14 protein-coding genes and 1 pseudogene are annotated in these 18,272 nt (G+C 67.4%); 10 read left to right on the plus strand and 5 right to left on the minus strand.

Translation table 11 applies throughout. The features are described from left to right. Positions 1-31: 31 nt before the first annotated feature. A complete protein-coding gene (locus BLV92_RS24910) occupies positions 32-1,294 on the minus strand; it encodes an amidohydrolase/deacetylase family metallohydrolase (RefSeq protein ID WP_090550246.1) in 1,263 nt (420 codons plus the stop codon). Positions 1,295-1,825: 531 nt separating this feature from the next. Between BLV92_RS24910 and BLV92_RS24915 the strand changes: the two genes are divergently transcribed. From BLV92_RS24915 to BLV92_RS24930, 4 genes are all read left to right on the plus strand, one after another. Continuing rightward, the gene (locus BLV92_RS24915) at positions 1,826-2,653 is read left to right on the plus strand and encodes an ABC transporter substrate-binding protein (RefSeq protein ID WP_090550248.1); all 828 of its coding nucleotides are present in this window, start codon (positions 1,826-1,828) and stop codon (positions 2,651-2,653) included. 73 nt (positions 2,654-2,726) lie between these two features. Further along, positions 2,727-4,280 (plus strand): amino acid ABC transporter permease/ATP-binding protein, encoded by a 1,554-nt coding sequence (locus BLV92_RS24920; RefSeq protein WP_090550250.1) that lies wholly within the window; start codon positions 2,727-2,729, stop codon positions 4,278-4,280. A gap of 136 nt (positions 4,281-4,416) precedes the next feature. Beyond that, entirely contained in the window at positions 4,417-5,757 is a 1,341-nt protein-coding gene (locus BLV92_RS24925) for an LLM class flavin-dependent oxidoreductase (protein WP_244283914.1), read from the plus strand. 35 nt (positions 5,758-5,792) lie between these two features. Then, complete coding sequence (locus BLV92_RS24930; protein ID WP_090550253.1) at positions 5,793-6,332, plus strand: flavin reductase; 540 nt, start codon at positions 5,793-5,795, stop codon at positions 6,330-6,332. Positions 6,333-6,429: 97 nt separating this feature from the next. Here BLV92_RS24930 and BLV92_RS24935 read toward each other — a convergent pair whose 3' ends face one another. Continuing rightward, on the minus strand, positions 6,430-7,305 hold the full coding sequence (locus tag BLV92_RS24935; protein WP_090550255.1) for an aldo/keto reductase family oxidoreductase: 876 nt from the start codon (positions 7,303-7,305) through the stop codon (positions 6,430-6,432). Between the two features lie 96 nt (positions 7,306-7,401). Between BLV92_RS24935 and BLV92_RS24940 the strand changes: the two genes are divergently transcribed. After that, complete coding sequence (locus BLV92_RS24940) at positions 7,402-8,304, plus strand: LysR family transcriptional regulator (protein WP_090550258.1); 903 nt, start codon at positions 7,402-7,404, stop codon at positions 8,302-8,304. 252 nt (positions 8,305-8,556) lie between these two features. On the opposite strand, the gene BLV92_RS24945 is transcribed toward BLV92_RS24940, so the two are convergent. Continuing rightward, complete coding sequence (locus BLV92_RS24945; RefSeq protein ID WP_090550261.1) at positions 8,557-8,928, minus strand: nuclear transport factor 2 family protein; 372 nt, start codon at positions 8,926-8,928, stop codon at positions 8,557-8,559. A gap of 191 nt (positions 8,929-9,119) precedes the next feature. Here BLV92_RS24945 and BLV92_RS24950 point away from each other — a divergent pair, with 191 nt between their 5' ends. Beyond that, positions 9,120-9,830 carry a helix-turn-helix transcriptional regulator gene (locus BLV92_RS24950; protein WP_090550263.1) on the plus strand — a complete coding sequence of 237 codons (711 nt, stop codon included), beginning with the start codon at positions 9,120-9,122 and terminating at the stop codon, positions 9,828-9,830. A 73-nt stretch (positions 9,831-9,903) separates the two neighbouring features. Then, positions 9,904-11,010, plus strand: a complete 1,107-nt coding sequence (locus BLV92_RS24955) for a DNA alkylation repair protein (protein WP_090550266.1) — start codon at positions 9,904-9,906, stop codon at positions 11,008-11,010. Positions 11,011-11,032: 22 nt separating this feature from the next. Here the strand turns inward: BLV92_RS24955 and BLV92_RS24960 are convergent, their stop codons facing one another. After that, positions 11,033-11,608 (minus strand): TetR/AcrR family transcriptional regulator, encoded by a 576-nt coding sequence (locus tag BLV92_RS24960; RefSeq protein ID WP_090550268.1) that lies wholly within the window; start codon positions 11,606-11,608, stop codon positions 11,033-11,035. A gap of 149 nt (positions 11,609-11,757) precedes the next feature. On the opposite strand from BLV92_RS24960, the gene BLV92_RS24965 reads away from it, so the two are divergent. Further along, positions 11,758-12,450 carry a glutathione S-transferase gene (locus BLV92_RS24965; RefSeq protein WP_090550270.1) on the plus strand — a complete coding sequence of 231 codons (693 nt, stop codon included), beginning with the start codon at positions 11,758-11,760 and terminating at the stop codon, positions 12,448-12,450. A 25-nt stretch (positions 12,451-12,475) separates the two neighbouring features. Here BLV92_RS24965 and BLV92_RS24970 read toward each other — a convergent pair whose 3' ends face one another. Further along, positions 12,476-15,352: an ATP-binding protein gene (locus tag BLV92_RS24970; RefSeq protein ID WP_090550273.1), complete on the minus strand. Its 2,877-nt coding sequence runs from the start codon at positions 15,350-15,352 to the stop codon at positions 12,476-12,478. A gap of 439 nt (positions 15,353-15,791) precedes the next feature. On the opposite strand from BLV92_RS24970, the pseudogene egtB reads away from it, so the two are divergent. Together egtB and egtD are read left to right on the plus strand one after the other, a co-directional pair. Next, positions 15,792-17,039, plus strand: a pseudogene (gene egtB, locus BLV92_RS32725) (ergothioneine biosynthesis protein EgtB); the annotation flags it as partial. Positions 17,040-17,138: 99 nt separating this feature from the next. Continuing rightward, a complete protein-coding gene (gene egtD / locus BLV92_RS32730; protein WP_244283947.1) occupies positions 17,139-18,257 on the plus strand; it encodes an L-histidine N(alpha)-methyltransferase in 1,119 nt (372 codons plus the stop codon). Positions 18,258-18,272: the final 15 nt, after the last annotated feature.

Genomic DNA, 18,272 nt, shown 5'->3' on the forward strand with positions numbered 1-18,272 from the left:
CTGTGACGGTGTAACAGTCAGGGTGTCACGGTCAGGCCGCCATCGGCAGCGGCAGGCTGGGCGCATCGGCGTCGTAGCGCACGCCGTCGCGCACGCAGAACGCGGGGGTCAGCATCCGGTCGGTGACGAGGCGGGTGCCTTCGTTGTCTTCGAGCGTCCAGCGGCCGCGCTCGTCGTTGAGCACCGAGATGTCCGCGACGCCGCCGACTTTCAGCGTGCCGAGCGTGCCATCCATGCCGATCATCTGCGCGGCGTTCACGCTGACCATCTTCACGACGTGGTCGAGCGACAGGCCGAGCGCGAGCATGCTCGTCATCGCGCTCACGAGGCTGAACTGCGTCTTGCCGAGGAACGAGTGCTCTTCGTCCGGGTGCGAATCAGGCGTGCCGGGCGGCGCGGGGACCACCGTGTTGTAGCCGTGCATGTCGGCGCCGAGGGTGTCCGGCATGACGCCCTGTTCGAGCACGAGCTGCGCGGTGCGGAAGCTGAAATGCGAGCCATGCCCGACGTCCACGCGCAGCCCGCGCTGGACCGCTTCCGGCACGAGCGGATGCAGCTTGCCGTTCTGCTCGACGAAGCCGCCCGGATGGCGGCTGAACGGATGCGCGAGGATGTCGCCCGGCTTCAGCATGTCGACGACCTGGTTGAAGATCGAATCGGGATCGACCGCGCGGCCGCCGGATTCCGGCTTCGGCCACAACTGGCCGAAGTGGATGTAGACCGGCAGGTTCGCGTCGCGGCCGATCTTCGACGCGATCTTCATCACGTCCACGCCCCAGCGCGCGAAGCCGCCGATTTCCGCGTGCGCCTTGATGCCTTTCACGAGATCGGGATTCGCGAGCGCGGACTTCACCGACGCGTCCGCGTCGAGGCATTCGGGGCGGTACAGGTCCGGGTAGTAGTGTCCTTCGAGCCCGCCGACCAGATACGCGGACAGATACGACAGCACGCGGGTGGCGGACGGCTCCGCAACGTAGTGCCGGAAACCCGGCACCGTGATGCAGCTTGCGCCGCCCTGATCGACGAGCGTCGTCACGCCGGAGCGCACGCCGCACAGGTCGGCGTTCAGGCCGAAGCGGCCGGTCACGTACTGGTACACGTGCGCATGGGTGTCGATCAGGCCGGGCAGCACGAGGCGGCCGCGGCAGTCGACGATTTCCGCGCCGACGGCCTGCGGAGACAGATCCGCGCCGATCGCGGCGATGGTGTTGCCGTCTACGAGAATGTCCAGCGTGGCGTCGACACCGGCTGCGGGATCGATCACGCGACCTTGTTTGAGAAGAAGTTTGGGCATGGATGGTCCGGTTCCCTGTTGCAATGCGTGGTGTACCGCAAGTTGTGTGCCGGGGCGGATCGAGGCCCGGCGTCGCGTCGCCACTATATCAGTATGCGTGGTATGCCATTTATTATTTGAGGAAGAAGCGATGCGTCCGGCGAACGCGCCCGACGGCGGTGCGCGCGGCCTGGCGCCGGCTTCGGCAGAGGCTCGCAGGGCGACAGTCATTTTTTTGCCGTCCAGTCCCGGTCACGCTTTCGGACGATCTGCGTGGTATGCCACGTATATCACCAAAAAGACGCGGCCCGCACATGCGCTGTGCACGATCGGCGTCGTCGCACCCAGGTTGGTGCCTGCGCGCGCCGGGCAGCCGACCGCTTTGCAGCCCGAAAGAGTCTGCGGCGGGACGCCGCATAAGGGGTTCGGTGCGGGCCGCGAGGATCGCCCGAAATAACAGCCTACTGGCACAGACTTTGCGGTACACCACACGTTCGCGCCGCAGAGCGTGTCTTTTCGCCGTCGTCACTCATCGCAGCAGGGCTCTCCACCATGGACAAAAAAATCAGTAAAGGCCGGCAATGGATCGTTTCCGCGCTCGTCGCGGCCGCCGGATTCGCGGCGGCGGGCGCGTCGGCGGACCCCGCGCCGACGCTCACGCCCGGCACGCTGAAGGTCGGCATGCAGGCGACCTATCCGCCTTTCGAGTATTACGACGGCGACAAGATCGAAGGCGCGGACCCCGAACTCGCGCGTGCGATCGCGAAACAGCTCGGCGGCAGCGCGGCGTTCGTAGACACGCCGCTGCCGCAACTGATCCTCGGGCTGAACGCGAGCCGCTTCGACATCATCATGTCGGCGATGTACGTGACGCCGGAGCGCGCGTCGCAGGCCACGCCGATTCCGTACGCGCAGACCGGCTCCGCGATCATGGTCGCCGCGTCGACGGGGCTGAAGCCGCGCACGATGCAGGACCTGTGCGGGATGCACCTCGGCATCGTGCAGGGGACCGCGTGGGTCGGCCAGCTGCACGACGTTTCGGATCACTACTGCACGCCGAACGGCAAGCCGCCGATCGTCGTCAGCGAGTTCGGCTCCACGTCGTACGTGCTGCAGGCGATGCTGTCGAACAACGTGCAGGCCGGCATGCAGGTCGCGGCGACCGCGAAGGCGCTCGCGGACAAGTCGGGCGGCCGTGTGGTCGTCACGTCGACGGATCTCATCAACCCGCAGACGATCGGCATCTTCGTGCGCAAGGACAACAAGCCGCTGCACGACGCCGTTGTGAGGGCGCTCGCGGAACTGAAGAAGTCCGGCGAGTACGACACGCTGCTGCAACGCTACGGGCTGAAGCCGCCGCCCGCGGCGAGCGCGTCGTAAGCGGCGCGGCCCTGTCCGGGCCGCGATATCCGGCCCCGCGCCGCTGCCGGTGCCCTGATCCAGCGAGACCTACATGCACTTCGATTTCCGCTACATGCTGTCGCTGTTCGCGATGCCGGAGTTCTGGCGCGCGAGCCTCACGGTCGTCGAGCTGAGCGCGCTCGCGTGGCTGATCGCCGCCGCCGCGGGCTTCCTGCTCGCGACCGCGCGGCTGTCCGGCTGGCGCACGCTGTCCGTTTTCGCATCGGTCTACATCTGGCTGTTCCGCAGCCTGCCGCTGATGGTGCTGATCGTGTTCGTGTACAACCTGCCGCAACTGCTGCCGCACACCGGCGGCGTGCTGTCGAACCCGTTCAATTCGGCGCTGATCGCGCTGGTGCTGACCGAGACCGCGTATATGGCGGAGATCCATCGCGGCGCGCTGATGTCGGTCGCGAAGGGGCAGTACGAGGCGGCGACCGCGCTTGGCATCCGCTGGGTCGGCGCGCAGCGGCTCGTAATCATTCCGCAGGCGCTGCGCATCGCGCTGCCGACGCTCGGCAACCAGTTCATCTCGTGCGTGAAGCTGACGTCGCTCGCGTCCGCGATCTCGCTGAGCGAACTGCTGCTCGTCGGCGAGCGCCTGTACGCGCAGAACTTCCTCGTGATGGAAACGCTGCTCGCGTGCGCGATCTACTACGTGCTGATCGTGTCGCTGTTCACGTGGCTGATGCAACTGGGCGAGCGGCACATGAATCTCGCCGCGCGCAAGCCCGGCACGCTGTCCGACGACGAAACCAGCGCGCTGCGCCGCGCGCAGGCGGCGCACCCTGCGCGGGTAGCGGTTCAGCAGAACGCTCGCGGCGCGGCGCCCGCGCTGCTGCTCAACGGCGTGCAGAAGCGCTACGGCGAGCATCTCGTGCTGAAGGGCGTCGATCTGGACGTGAAGGCCGGCGAGGTGCTGTCGATCATCGGGCCGTCGGGTTCGGGCAAGACGTCGCTGATCCGCACGGTCAACGCGCTCGAATGGCCGGACGGCGGCGAGATCGTGCTGTTCGGCCGCGCTTACCTGTCGGCGCGCGATCGCCCCGGCAACCGCACCGTGCGCCATGGCGTCAAGCACATCGGCATGGTGTTCCAGAGCTTCAACCTGTTTCCGCACCGGACGATCCTGGAGAACGTCACGCTTGCGCCGCGCTATCACCGGCGCGGCAGCCGCGCGGAACTCGACGCGCGCGCGCTGACGCTGCTCGACAAGGTCGGCCTGCTCGCGCATGCGCACAAGTATCCGCACCAGTTGTCGGGCGGCCAGCAGCAGCGCGTCGCGATCGCCCGCGCGCTCGCGATGGAGCCGGACGTGATGTTGTTCGACGAACCGACGTCCGCGCTCGACCCCGAACTGGTCGACGACGTGCTGAACGTGATCCGCGATCTCGCGAACGAAGGAATGACGATGGTGGTCGTCACGCACGAAATGGACTTCGCGATGTCGGTGTCGAACCGCATCGCGTTCATGGAAGGCGGCGTCGTGCAACTGCTCGCGTCGCCGGACGAGATTCGCCGCTCGCCGGACGCCGCGCGCGTGCGGCGCTTCATCGGGATCGACGACGCGCCGGTGCGCGCGGTCGTGGCCGAATGCGCGGCATGAGCGGCCCACGTGACGCTCGCGGGCCGCATGCACCCCATGCGCCGCATGCGCTTCGCGCGGCGGCCGGTTCCGCTTTCTTCCCGACGCATCGCGCCGGGCCACATTCACAGACCAACGACCAAGGATACGTAACGCCATGAGCAATACGGACAATCGCAACATGGTGCTGGGCATGCTCGCGTACGCGACGGGCCAGCACGTTGCGTCGTGGCTCCAGTCGACGGCGCCCGCCGACGCCACGACCAACATCGGCTACTGGCGGCGTCTCGCCAGCCTCGCCGAGGAAGGCCGCTTCGACCTGTTTTTCCTCGCCGACAGCCCCGGCGCGCGCACCGAGAAGCTGAACGACTTCTCGCGCTTTCCGTACATGATGAACATGTTCGAGCCGGTCACGCTGCTGTCCGCGCTCGCCGGCAGCACGAAGCACATCGGGCTCGGCGCGACCGGCTCGACGAGCTTCTACGAGCCGTACAACCTCGCGCGGCTGTTCGCGTCGCTCGATCATCTGTCGCAGGGACGCGCGGGCTGGAACGTCGTGACCACCGCGAGCGACTATGCGGCGCGCAACTTCGGGCTCGACCGGCTGCCGCCGCACGGGCAGCGTTATGCCCGCGCGCGCGAGTTCTTCGAGGTCGTGATGCGCCTGTGGGATACCTGGGATGACGACGCATTCATCGCGGACAAAGCCGCGTGCCGGATGTTCGAGCCCGAGAAATTCCACGTGACCGACTTCCAGGGCGAGCACGTGCGCGTGCACGGCGCGCTGAACATCCGGCGCACGCCGCAGGGGCGGCCGGTCATCATCCAGGCGGGTTCGTCGGAAGAGGGCAAGTCGTTCGCGGCGGAGGCGGCCGAGGTCGTGTTCGCGTCCGATCCGACCTTCGACGAAGCGAAGCGCTTTTATGCGGACGTGAAAGGCCGGATGTCCGCGTTCAACCGCGATACGAGCCAGTTGAAGATCCTGCCGGGACTGTCGGTGATGGTCGGCAGCAGCAAGGCCGAAGCCGAGGACAAGTACCGCGAACTGCAAAACCTGATCCATCCGGACGTCGGCCGCATGCGGCTCGGGATGGACCTGGAGGCGGATCTGACCGGTCTGCCGGTCGACGAGCCGATCCCCGAGCATCTGATTCCGAAGAAGGCGAATCTGCATCAGGCGTACTTCCGCCAGATCACGACGCTGATCCGCGAGCAGAACCTGACGCTGCGCCAGCTGTACACGAGCTACGACCGCGGCAAGGTGACGGTCTGCGGCACGCCGGAGCAGATCGTCGATTACATGGAAGAGTGGGTCGACGGCGGCGCGGCCGACGGCTTCATGCTCGCGTTCCACGTCGTGCCGAACGACACCGAGGACTTCGTGCGCAAGGTGGTGCCCGAGATGCAGCGGCGCGGCCGGCTGCGCAAGGAATACACCGGCACGACGCTGCGCGACAACCTGGGGCTCGAACGCCCCGTGAGCCGGCACGCGCGCTGACGCGCGTCCGGTTCTTCAGCACGAGGAGATTTCCGATGTCGATCGACACGGTATTGAGCGCGGCCAGCAAGGCCGCGCAATCGCAGCAGGGCGAACCCTGCGTGACGGACTTCCGCGACGCGATGGCCAGGCTGGGCGCCGCGGTGCATATCATCACGACCGACGGCGCGGTGGGCCGCGCGGGATTCACCGCGTCGGCGGTGTGCAGCGTGACCGATTCGCCGCCGAGCGTGCTCGTCTGCATCAATCGCAACTCGTCCGCGTATGCGGCGACGCTCGGCAATCGCACGGTCTGCATCAACACGTTGAGCGCGAGCCAGCAGCCGCTGTCGGCCGCGTTTTCCGCGAAGGCGCCGATGGACGTGCGGTTCGAGTCGGGCGAGTGGATCGAGGAAGCGGGGCGCGCGCCCGCGCTGCGCGACGCGATCATGTCGCTGCATTGCCGGATCGCGAGCACGGTGTCGGTCGGCACGCACGACATCCTGCTGTGCGAGGTGGACCGGATCGATGCGAATCCGCACAGCGGGATCCTGATCTATTACAACCGGAAGTATCACGATATCGCGTGCTCGTGATGCACGCTGCCGGCATGGCGGCGCGTTGAAGGACGAATGCAGGAGGACCGCTCCTCTTGCATTGCCTCACCTTTAACGATTGAACGTAGCCCCCCGATCAGGCATTGGCGTTGCCGATCCTGTCCAGTTCCTCGACCGCGTCCGTCGGCAGGTCGAGCGATGCGGCCGCGAGATTCTCCCGCAGGTGTCCGACCGACGACGTACCCGGAATCAGCAGGATATTCGGCGCGCGGCGCAGCAGCCATGCGAGCGCGACCTGCATCGGTGTCGCGCCGACGCGTTCCGCGACGGCCGACAACGTCGACGACTGCAACGGCGTGAAGCCGCCGAGCGGAAAATACGGCACGTAGGCGATGCCGTCGCGCGCGAGATCGTCGATCAGCACGTCGTCGGCCCGATGCGCGAGGTTGTAGTGATTCTGCACGCAGACGATCTCGCAGATCCGCCGCCCTTCCGCGATCTGCGCGGGCGTCACGTTGCTCAGGCCGATATGGCGCACGAGGCCCTGGCGCTGCAGTTCCGCGAGCGCGGTGAGCGGCGCTTCGATCGACCCTTCCGCCGGCCGGTGCACGTCGAACATGATCCGCAGATTGACGACCTCCAGCGCGTCGAGCGCGAGGTTGCGCAGGTTGTCGTGCACGGCCCCGGTCAACGCTTCGGGCGAGAACGCGGGCTGCCACGATGCGTCCGCGCCGCGTCGCGCGCCGATCTTCGTCACGATCACGAGGTCGTCCGGATACGGATGCAGCGCCTCGCGGATCAACTGGTTGGTGATGTGCGGGCCGTAAAAATCGCTGGTGTCGATGTGATTGACGCCGGACGCGACCGCGTCGCGCAGCACGGCCAGCGCCGCCGCGTGATCCTTCGGCGGCCCGAACACGCCGGGGCCGGCGAGCTGCATCGCGCCATAACCGAGCCGTTTGACGGCGCGGTCGCCGAGCCTGAAGGTGGCGGACGGTTGATTGCTGGACATGGGTGATCTCCGTAACGGGAATGACGCCAGCTTAGAGCTTGTGCCATTGCGCGATAAGCCGTCATAATCCGCACGGGCTGTACGGAGGGGCGCACAATGCAGATCGACCTGTCGGACCTGAACGCGTTCGTGGCCGTCGCGCGCGCGAAGGGCTTTCGCGACGGCGCGCGTCTGGCCGGCGTCAGCGCGTCCGGGCTCAGCGAAGCGGTGCGCCGGCTCGAAGCGCGGCTCGGCGTGCGGCTGCTGCACCGGACGACCCGCAGCGTCGTGCCGACCGAAGCGGGCGAACGGTTGCTCGCGCGACTCGGCCCCGCGCTGAGCGAGGTCGAAGCGGCGCTCGACGTGGTCAACGGCTTTCGCGACCGGCCGGCGGGGACGCTGCGCCTCAACGTGCCGGTCAGCGCGGCGCGGCTGATCCTGCCGTCGATCGTCGCGCCGTTCCTCGACGCGTACCCGGACATTCAGCTGGAAGTCGTCGCCGACGAAAATTTCGTCGACGTGCTCGCGGCCGGCTGCGACGCGGGCATTCGCTACGACGAGCGGCTGGAGCAGGACATGATCGCGGTGCCGATCGGCCCGCGCATCCAGCGTTTCGCGACCGCCGCGTCGCCCGCGTATCTCGCGCGGCGCGGCAGGCCCGCGCATCCGCGCGAACTGTTGGGCCACGCGTGTCTGCGCGGCCGCTTTCCGAGCGGCGCGATGCCGGCGTGGGAGTTCGAGCAGGGCGGCGAAGTGGTGCGGATCGAGCCGTCCGGTCCGCTGCTGGTGCAGATCGGCGGCGCGGTCGACCTCGTGATCGACGCGGCGCTGGGCGGCGCGGGCATCGTCCATCTATACGAGGACTGGCTGCGTCCGCACATCGAGCGCGGCGCGCTCGAACCGATCCTCGACGGCTGGTGGCGGCCGTTCTCCGGGCCGTTTCTGTACTATCCGGGCCGCCGTCTGGTGCCCGCGCCGCTGCGCGCGTTCATCGATTTCATCCGGACGCGGCCGGCGTGACTGGCCCAGCGGCGCGCGCGAAAACTGTCTCTGTTCGCGGGCCGGGCCTCCGTCGGGAATGTCGGCTGACTTCATTCCGGAGACCGACATGATCGTGGGCGGCGGACGCGTCGCGCGATGGAAGGATGCCTTGCGGTCGTGTTCGGCGTCGCCGGGATCAGGCTGCTGGCGTCGCGGGGTTAGGCCGGCGCAGCGCCGCACGCGTTCGCGCGCGGTCGATGCGCGGCCCGCGAATTCCCCGCGAATGAAACGTTATCCATGCCACCGCGACTTGTTCAGCAGGATGATTAACTGCGCGATCTTGCCGGCGTCGAGCGAGAAGTAGTAGCTGAGGATCACCGGATCGGGCAGCTTCGATTTGTCGAAGTCGCCGTCGACCCGCGCATGGACCACGATGTCCGCATGATGGCGGAACGCGCTTTCGACCTGCATCGTCACGTGGTCGCCGAAAATTTCCTTGTCGGCCCACGCGCGGATCGCATCGTGGCCGACGAATTCGCGCTGCGCGTCGTTCAGCAGCGCATCGGCGGCGAACGTCGCGATGAACGCATCGGGATCGGGGCGGTTGTGCGCGGCGATGTGAGCGGCGATTACGTCAGGCAGTGCATGGGTGAGGTCTTGCATCGCATTCTCCAGGTTGTCCGGGTTGTCCTGAACCGATCGTAGGCGGCGCGGCTGTCAGTTCCTGTCAGCAGCGCGAATGCCGCGCGGCGCTGCGTAACGAGACCCGTCCGCGACGACATACAATCATCGGGACGCTGCCGCGCGATCCGTCGCGCCGGCGGCGCGAGATCGTCGTTGAACCGGAGCCATGCATGTCACGTTCGGGGCGGCTGTTGAGCCTGATGGAAATCCTGCGCACGAAGCGGCGGCCCGTGACGGCCGCGCAGCTCGCGGCCGACCTGTCGGTCTCGGAGCGGACGGTCTATCGCGATGTCGCCGAACTGGCCGCGCAGGGCGTGCCGGTCGAGGGCGGCGCGGGCGTCGGTTACGTGCTGAAGCCGGGCCACTTCCTGCCGCCGCTGATGTTCTCGCGCGACGAACTGGAGGCGATCGTGCTCGGCCTGCGCTACGTCGATCAGCGCGGCGACGACGTGCTGAAAACCGCCGCCGCGGCAGCGCTGACGAAGATCGCGGCGGTGCTGCCGCCGCAGGCGGGCGCGACGCTCGATGCGCCGCTCGCGATGCCGGGGCCGCCTGCGCCGTCCTTCCCCGACAACGTGGTCGAACTGGCGCGGCTGCGCGACGCGATCCGCGCGCAGCGCCGCCTCGAAATCGTCTATGCGGACGCGGCCGGGCGGCGCTCGCGGCGCGTGGTGTGGCCGGTGCAGATCGGTTTCATGGACAGCGCGCGCGTGCTCGCCGCATGGTGCGAACTGCGCGAGGCGTTCCGCACGTTCCGGACCGACCGGATTCTCGCCGCGACCGAGGGCGCGCGTTATCCGGCCCGCCGCGCCGATCTGCTGCGCGGGCTGCACGAGCAGCTTGCGCTGTCCGCTCGCGCGCCGGCTGCTGACAGGAATTGACAGCGGCTTCGGCGATACTGCTTGTTTCCTTGCCCGACGGTGTCCCTGTGCGGACGCCGGATACGCCATCACGATGACCACTCCCGTTGCCGTTCCGCTCAAGCAGTCGATGGGCGAGCGACAGTTCCGCAGCCTGTCGTCCGTATTGAAGTCGATCGAACCGGCTTTCGACGCCGAGGCTTTTTTATCGACCGCGCTCGACGATCTCGACTCGTTGACGCTGATGGAGCGCGTGCGCCGCGCGAGTGTCGCGATCGACGCGGGCGCGCATGCGCTGCCGGGCGGTTACGACGCGGTGCTGATTATGCTGACCGAAGCGGCGCCGCGGCTAGGCAACGGCTTCGTGTCGCTCGTCGCGCCCGACTATGTCGGCCAGTATGGCCGCCACGCATTCGACCGTTCGATGGACGCGCTGAAATACTTCACGACGTTCGGCTCTTCCGAGTTCGGCGTGCGCGAATTTCTGCGCGACGACGTGCACCGCGCGCTCGCGATCATGGAGGTCTGGTCGCGGGACGCGGACGACGCGGTGCGCCGGCTCGCGAGCGAAGGCAGCCGGCCGCGCCTGCCGTGGTCGTTCAGGCTGCGCGGGATCGAGGCCGACCCGTCGCTGGCCGCGCGGATTCTCGACAACCTGCGCGCGGACCCGAGCCCCTATGTGCGGCGGTCGGTGGCGAACCATCTGAACGACGTGACGAAGACCGATCCGGCGTGGGTGCTGGCGCGCGCGAAGCAATGGGGCATCGACGACGCGTCCACGCGCTGGATCGTGCGCCACGCGTTGCGCACGCTGGTGAAGCAGGGCAACGCGCAGGCGCTGGCGATGCTCGGCGCGGGGGATGCGCCCTTCCTCCGCGTCGGGCCGTTCGACGTGACGCCGGCGACGATCGTCCTTGGCGACACGATCACGCTCGCGTGCGAACTGCATTCGACGGCGGAAATCGCGCAACGCCTGGTCGTCGATTACCGGATCGGCTACGTGAAGCAGAACGGCGCGACGGCGGGCAAGGTGTTCAAGCTGAAGGAACTGACGCTGGCTCCCGGTCAGCACGTCGCACTGAGCCGCAGCCAGCGGATCCGCGATTTCACGACGCGCACGCATTACGCGGGGAGGCACGAGATCGAGTTGATCGTCAACGGCGGGGTCGTCGCGCGCGCGTTTTTCGATCTCGCGCGATGACGCCGCGCGGACGGGCACGCCGCTACGACGGCAGCAGGCCCGCCGCGCGATAGCCGTCGATCAGCATGTCGTACAGCGCCAGGTCCGAGCGGCTTCTCGCGACGAGCTGCGCGCCGGCGACGGCCGCGAAGATCGCGCCTGCCCGCGCTTCACTTTGTCCGGCCTCGACCACGCCTGCTTCGGACAGCACTTTCGCAAGCCACGCGACGTTCACGTCCGCGAAGGTCCGCACTTCTTTCAACACTTCTTCCGGCAGGTCGTCGGATTCGGCGGCCATGAAGCTGCACAGGCAAATGCGATTGCCGGTTTGCAGCGCCTTGCGGAACGTGTCCGGATAGTCGCGCAGGCAGCGCAGCGGGTCTGCCGATTCGGCCCGCCGCGCGTCCAGCGCAGCCGCCGAGTCCTGCCAGTAGCGCCGCGCGACCGCCGCGCCGAGATCGGCCTTGTTCGTGAAGTGATGGTAGATGCTCGCGGCCTTGATGCCGACCGCGTCCGCGAGGTCGCGAAAGTTCAGCCCGCCATAACCGTGCGCCTGCGCGATCGTCGTGGCGGCCGCGAGGATTTTCTCTTTCGAATTCGAACCCGCATCGTTCTTCACTGCTTTCGCCTCCGCAACCAGGACAGGGCTGTTGACACCCGGCATTATACCCTCTATGGTTAACCTAACAAACGTTAGGTAGGTTTGTGGGCGGCGTAGTTCCACGTCGCCCGGCCCGGTGCAACGACCATCGACAGAGAGGCAGGCCTATGACTTCCCGCATCGCCCATTTCGACGCGACACAACTTCCCATGATGACGATCTACGATTTCCCGCGCGGGCCGTATCCGACCCGCGTGCGCATTGCGCTGGCCGAGAAGCGGCTGGAATCGCGCGTCCAGTTCGTGATGGTCGATCTCTACAAGGGCGAACATAAGCAACCCGAATTCATCGCGCAAAAGAATTACTCGGGCACGCTGCCGGTGCTCGAACTCCATGACGGCACGCTGATCGCCGAATGCACGGCGATCACCGAATACCTCGATACGCTAGACGGCGCGCCCACGCTGACCGGCACGACGCCGCTCGAAAAAGGTCTGATCCACATGATGAGCAAGCGCGCGGAACTGGAACTGCTCGATGCGATCAGCGTGTATTTCCATCACGGCACGCCGGGGCTCGGACCGGACGTCGAGATTTACCAGAACGCCGAATGGGGCTTCCGGCAGCGCGACAAGGCGGTGAGGGGCATGCATTACTTCGACGACGTGCTGAAGCGGCAGCCGTTCGTCGCCGGGGGCGCGTTCTCTATGGCCGACATCACGGTGATCGCCGGCCTGATCTTCGCGGCGATCGTGAAGCTGCCGGTGCCGGACGAATGCGACGCGCTGCGCGAGTGGTATGCGAGGATGCGCGAGCGGCCGGGCGTACAGCATCAGCCGGCGTTTGCCGCGTTGGGCTGAAACCGGATTCGCGCGGTGCCTGTTGTTACGCGCCGCTGTCGAGAGACGCGATCAGCGCCCGCGCGGCGTCGAGATCGCGGTTGTTCAGATCCGGCGCGAACCGTCGATACACCGGCACGATCAGTTCGCGGGCCGCCTGGATTTGGCCCTGGCGTTGCTTCAGCGCGGCGAGGCTCGTTGCGCAGCGCAATTCCCAAGCAACGAAGCGATGGCGGCGCGCGCGAGAGAGCGCATCGTCGAGCATCGCTTCGGCTACCGGCCCAACAGCCGATCCCGACGCCGTGAGCAGCAGTTCGGCTTGCGTGCGCAGCAACTCGGGCAGCGAGCACACGTCGCCGGTTTCGGTCGCGCGCTCGACGGCCGGACCGATCAGGTCCAGCGCCTGCGCGACCTGGCCATGCCGCGCGAGCAGGCCGGCGGTCGCGCACAGAAACGGTGTCAGCGACAGATAAAAACGCTTCGAGCCGATGCCGATCATCGCCGGATAGATCTGCTCGCTCCACGCCGACGCGGACCCGGCGAGCAGTTCGACGAACCCTCGCCACATCTGCGCACGGGCCTTCCATGTGGAGATGCCATGGCGGCGCGTTTCGACCGTCATCGCCGCGACCGCGTCCGCGAGCATCGCTTCGTCGCCGGTCAGCACCGCGAGCGTGCAGACCGCTTCGCTCAACGCATAGCACAGCGATACCGGATGATCGAGTTCGCGCGCGTCGTCCAGCGATTGCCGGGCCGCGAGCATCGCTTCGCCGGGACGTCCGATGAGCCACAGCACCAGCGCGAGCGACGCGTGCGACAGCATCCGTTCGTCGTACAGGAAGCGGATGCGCTGCGCGCGCGGAAGCTGGATGCGCGAACTGGCGGCGCGCGCGAGGTTCACGTGCGCTTCGTCGAGTCCGCCATGGAGCAGATGCGACATGCCCGCCAGCCGGTACGCGGCCAGCCGGTCGCAGGTCCATGCCGATGCGCCGGCGACGGCGTCGAACTGCCGCGACAGCGGCAGCGCGTCCGCATACTGGCCGTTCAGATAGACGCACATCCAGCGTCCCCAGAGGCCGAGCAGTTGATACGCCGCATTGCCGGTGCCGGTCGCGATGTCGAGCGCGGCGCTGAATGCGGCGCTCGTCTGCGGACCCACGGTATGGCACAGCAGACACATCCCGCGCGCCGCATAGAGCTTCATTTCCCGCTCGCCGGCGGGGTCGCCTTTTGCCGCGAGCCATTCGAGCGCGCGATCGGCGCGCGCGAGGCACTCCTCCAGCAGCGCGAGCTGCATCGACAGCGGGATGCTCGCGATCGTCAGATCGACCGCGAGTTGCGGATCGCCTCGATCGGAGAACCCCCATTTGACCGCTGCGCGAAGGTCCGCGAGATGCGGCGCGTAACACGCGTTCCAGTCGATGTCGATGCGTTGTGCCGCCTGCTGTTCGGCGCGTTCGAAAACCCGCAGGAAGTGGCGCGCGTGGCGGTTCGACCATTCGTCCAGCGAGCCGCTCGCGGCCAGCCGTTCGCGCGCATACGCACGCGTCGTTTCGAGCAGCCGGTAGCGCAGCCGTTCCGGACCCGCGATCGTCGACACGAGCGACTTGTTGACCAGTTCGATCAGCGCGCCGACGACGGCGTCCGGCGCAAGGTCGTCGCAGCTCGCGACCGCCTGCGCCGACTCCATCGAGAACGGGCCGGCGAATACGCTCAACCGGTCGAGCACGGTGCGCTGCGTCGCGGGCAGCAGGCCGTAGCTCCAGTCCAGCGTGGCCCGCAACGTCTGCTGCCGCGGCAGCGCGGTTCGCGCGCCGCGCGTGAGCAACTGGAAGCGGTCGTCGAGGCGTTCCGCGACGCCTTGCAGACCGATCGTCGGCACGCACGCGGCGGCCAGTTCGATCGCGAGCGGAATGCCGTCCAGCTGGCGGCAGATGCGCACCGCGAGTTGCAACGCGTCGCTCGACGCGCTGCACGCAAAAACGTCGGGGCCGGCGCGTTCCTCGAACAGCCGGATCGCGCCGAATTCGCGCGCGTCGGCGGCATGCTCGTCGGCGGGGACTTCAAGCGACGGCACGCGATAGACGGATTCGCCCGCGATCCGCAGCGGTTCGCGGCTCGTGGCCACGATCGTCGCGCGCGGGGCGATCTGCAACAGCCGTTCCGCGATCTGCGCGGCGCTTTCGATCAGATGCTCGCAGTTGTCGAGCAGAAGCAGCAGGTGCCGGGTGTGCAGCGTGGCCGCGAGCCGGTCGAGCGACGCGGTGCCGTCGCCGGACGGGAAACCGAGCGCGACCGCGAGCGTCGTCGGCAGGTAATCGGCCGACGACGTTGCCGCCAGTTCCGCGAGATAGACGCCGTCCGCGAACTGCGGCGCAAGCTGGCGCGCGGCCTCGATCGCGAGCCGCGTCTTGCCGACGCCCCCCGAGCCGACGAGCGTGACCAGCCGATGCCGTTGCATTGCGTCGCCGACGTCGCGCAACGCCTGGGCGCGGCCGATGAGCGGCGAGATGGCGGCCGGCAGGCGGATGCCCGCGGGCGTCGGCGCCGGCGTTGGCGCCCGTGTCGGCGCGACCGGCGCGCCGTTCGCGGCAGGCGCCGTCCCCGTGAGTTCTCCAACGAACTGATAACCGCGGCCGGTGACGGTGTGGATTGCAGAGCGATCGTCGCCGAGCGCGCGGCGCAGTATCGAGATCTGCCCTTCGAGCGTGTTCTCTTCGACGATGCGGTTCGGCCAGACCTGCGCAATGATCCGATCTTTGCTCAACACCGAGCCGCGGCTTTCGACGAGCACGAGCAGCAGGTCGAACGCGCGGTCGCCGAGGTCGATGCGGATGCCGTGGTGCAGCAGCTCGCGTCTGCGCGGCACGACGACGGTCGCGCCGAACGAGAAGCCGTCGGATTGCAGCGCTTGCGTTTCCATCGCAGACCCGCTGTGCAGTTATAGGGTGGCCGGTTCACACTGGTTTTGAAGTATCGCATAACCGCTGGCCGCGAACGGGGCGATGGCGTTACAGCTAGCGCGCTTTCGATCGTTTTTTCTGCACGCGTGCAAGCCCGTTTCCAGGATCGCGTCGCACGCCCACAGCATCCCGCAGACCGCATCAGCTTATATCAGGCATCCCAAAGGACAGGGCTTCGGCGCGGCGATACATTCAATTTCAATTCGTCAGCCCCGGTCCTGCGGTTCGCCGGCGTTGTCGTTAGCCCCGTCGCGTCGCCATCCAGCTCATTCATCCCGATCTGGAATGACGGATATTCCCGATTCGAGCCTTCTTTGTCATCAAGTCAGTGGATAAATTCCTGCGGACCGGCGCGCGACCCTGCGGCCGGCCATCAACCGATCGCACGTGGGAACCCGTATGAGCCTGAATCACTCCGCCGAAGACACAAGCCGCTATCCGCGGGTTTCCGCAAGCACGAACGATCGGAAATCTTCCGCCGTTGAAAATCTGCACGAACGTTTCAGCCGCGTGCGTCTTTATACGGCGAGCCTTGCGGCCCCGCTCGCGGCCGAGGACCGGGTGGTGCAGTCGATGGCCGATGCGAGCCCCGCGAACTGGCATCTCGCGCATACGACGTGGTTTTTCGAAACGTTCGTGCTGAGCGGGCATCTGCCCGGTTATCGCGTATTCGATGCGGGTTTCGCGTATCTGTTCAACTCCTATTACGAAGTGCTCGGTCCGAGGCAGCCACGCCGCCAGCGCGGCCTGCTGACCCGGCCGACCGGCGCGCAGATCGACGCGTACCGGCGCTACGTCGATGCACAGATGGCGCAGATGTTCGACGCCGCGCTGCCCGACGCGCTGGTTGCGCTGATCGAACTCGGTATCGCGCACGAGGAGCAGCACCAGGAACTGCTGCTGATGGACGTGCTGCATCTGTTCGCCCAGTCGCCGCTCAAGCCGGCCTATCGATCGGACTGGCCGGCCGATCGCGGCGGACGGCCCGCGCGATTCCGGTTCCATGCGGGCGGTCTGCTCGACATCGGCGACGATGGAACGGCTTTCGCGTTCGACAACGAACGTCCGCGTCACCGAACCTGGATCGAGCCGTTCGAGATCGGCGACCGTCTCGTCACCCACCGCGAGTGGCTACAGTTCATCGACGACGGCGGTTATCGGCGCGCGGGGCTCTGGCTGTCCGACGGCTGGGCGCTCGTGCAGGCCGAGGGCTGGAGCGCGCCGCTCTACTGGGAGCGCGCGGCGAACGGTGTGGACTGGAGCGTGATGACGCTCGCCGGGCTGCGCCCGCTGGACCCCGATGCGCCGGTCACGCACGTCAGCTATTACGAGGCGGCGGCGTTCGCGAACTGGGCGGGCGCGCGCCTGCCGACCGAGGCGGAATGGGAGACGGCGGCGAACGCCGGCCTGCTGGAGCAGGCCGACGGCGTCGCCTGGCAATGGACCCAAAGCGCGTATGGCGCGTATCCGGGTTTTCGCGCGACGGACGACGCAGTCGGCGAGTACAACGGCAAGTTCATGGTCGGGCAGATGGTGCTGCGCGGCAGCGCGAGCGTGACGTCGCCGGAGCATGCGCGGTGCAGCTACCGCAACTTCTTCCGGCCGGAGCAACGCTGGATGTTCGCGGGGCTGCGGCTTGTTCGGGACGCGGCTCGCGATGCGTCCCGCGATGCCGGCTCGCGGCGCTCACCCGGCGACGACAACGACCGGGGCCGCTTCGAAGCGGATATCGTCGCGGGCCTGTCGATGCCGCAGAAGGCGACGCCGCCGAAATACTTCTACGACGAGCGCGGCTCGGCGTTGTTCGAGGAAATCTGCGCGACGCCCGAATACTATGTGACGCGCACGGAGACGGCGCTGCTGCGCAGCCGCGCGCCGCAGATCGCGGCGACGATCGAAAGCGGCGCGGTGCTGGTCGAATTCGGCAGCGGGGCCAGCGAGAAGACCCGGCTGATTCTCGACGCGGCGCCGCAGGTCGGCGCATATGTGCCGATCGACATCAGCCCGGACGCGTTGCAGCAGGCGGCCGCGCGCATCGCGCGCGATTATCCGTCGCTGCGGGTGTTGCCGGTGACGGTGGACTTCACGCGCGCCGTCGCGCTTCCTTCGCCGGTCGGCCATGCGCCGCGCGTGGGTTTCTTTCCGGGCTCGACGATCGGCAACTTCACGCCGCCCGAAGCCGTCCAGCTTCTGCGCACGGTGCGCAGTCTGCTGGGACCCGGCGGCAGCCTGATCATCGGAGTGGACATGGTGAAGGATCCGGCAACGCTCGTCACCGCGTACGACGATGCGGCCGGCGTCACCGCACGCTTCAACAAGAACCTGCTGGCGCGGATCAACCGCGAATTGAGCGGCGATTTCGACCTGGACGCGTTCGATCACCGCGCGATCTGGAACGCGCCGTTGCAGCGGATCGAGATGCATCTCGTCAGCCGGATCGACCAGCTCGTTCACGTTGCCGGCCGCGGTTTCGCGTTCAAGGCCGGCGAGCGGCTCCATACCGAAAGCTCGCACAAGTTCACCGTCGAATCGTTCGGATTGCTGGCCGGCTCGGCGGGTGGGCGATCGACCAGCATTGGCTCAGTCCCGAGCCGCACGTTGCGGTGTTCCGGCTCGTTGCGCCGGATTGATCGCGGGAATCCGGAAATGGCGAGACTCGTCGCAGTGGGCAGCAGGTCGCAACTGGCCGCAGCAGGCTGGGTGCCGGGACGCGAATGCAGCCGCGTAGTACGCTGCATTCACGCCGAAGCTGGCCGGTGCGCAAACGCTCGCGCATCGGGTCGCGCTTGCGCCATTCATGCGCGCGGCGTTCCGGAGCGGCACGACTCCGGTTTTCCGGCCTGCGACGCGGGACGGAACGCTTGAGTCGTTCTCGTTCAT

The sequence above is a fragment of the Paraburkholderia caballeronis genome (assembly GCF_900104845.1).
Lineage (GTDB): Bacteria > Pseudomonadota > Gammaproteobacteria > Burkholderiales > Burkholderiaceae > Paraburkholderia > Paraburkholderia caballeronis.

Excerpts from the sequence above, each read along its gene's own strand:
- BLV92_RS24955 (WP_090550266.1), top strand. The coding sequence starts at position 9,904 with ATGACCACTCCCGTTGCCGTTCCGCTCAAGCAGTCGATGGGCGAGCGA.
- BLV92_RS24945 (WP_090550261.1), bottom strand. The coding sequence starts at position 8,928 with ATGCAAGACCTCACCCATGCACTGCCTGACGTAATCGCCGCTCACATC.
- BLV92_RS24935 (WP_090550255.1), bottom strand. The coding sequence starts at position 7,305 with ATGTCCAGCAATCAACCGTCCGCCACCTTCAGGCTCGGCGACCGCGCC.
- BLV92_RS24910 (WP_090550246.1), bottom strand. The coding sequence starts at position 1,294 with ATGCCCAAACTTCTTCTCAAACAAGGTCGCGTGATCGATCCCGCAGCC.
- BLV92_RS24950 (WP_090550263.1), top strand. The coding sequence starts at position 9,120 with ATGTCACGTTCGGGGCGGCTGTTGAGCCTGATGGAAATCCTGCGCACG.
- BLV92_RS24940 (WP_090550258.1), top strand. The coding sequence starts at position 7,402 with ATGCAGATCGACCTGTCGGACCTGAACGCGTTCGTGGCCGTCGCGCGC.
- BLV92_RS24965 (WP_090550270.1), top strand. The coding sequence starts at position 11,758 with ATGACTTCCCGCATCGCCCATTTCGACGCGACACAACTTCCCATGATG.
- BLV92_RS24920 (WP_090550250.1), top strand. The coding sequence starts at position 2,727 with ATGCACTTCGATTTCCGCTACATGCTGTCGCTGTTCGCGATGCCGGAG.
- BLV92_RS24970 (WP_090550273.1), bottom strand. The coding sequence starts at position 15,352 with ATGGAAACGCAAGCGCTGCAATCCGACGGCTTCTCGTTCGGCGCGACC.
- BLV92_RS24930 (WP_090550253.1), top strand. The coding sequence starts at position 5,793 with ATGTCGATCGACACGGTATTGAGCGCGGCCAGCAAGGCCGCGCAATCG.
- egtD (WP_244283947.1), top strand. The coding sequence starts at position 17,139 with ATGCCGCAGAAGGCGACGCCGCCGAAATACTTCTACGACGAGCGCGGC.
- BLV92_RS24915 (WP_090550248.1), top strand. The coding sequence starts at position 1,826 with ATGGACAAAAAAATCAGTAAAGGCCGGCAATGGATCGTTTCCGCGCTC.
- BLV92_RS24925 (WP_244283914.1), top strand. The coding sequence starts at position 4,417 with ATGAGCAATACGGACAATCGCAACATGGTGCTGGGCATGCTCGCGTAC.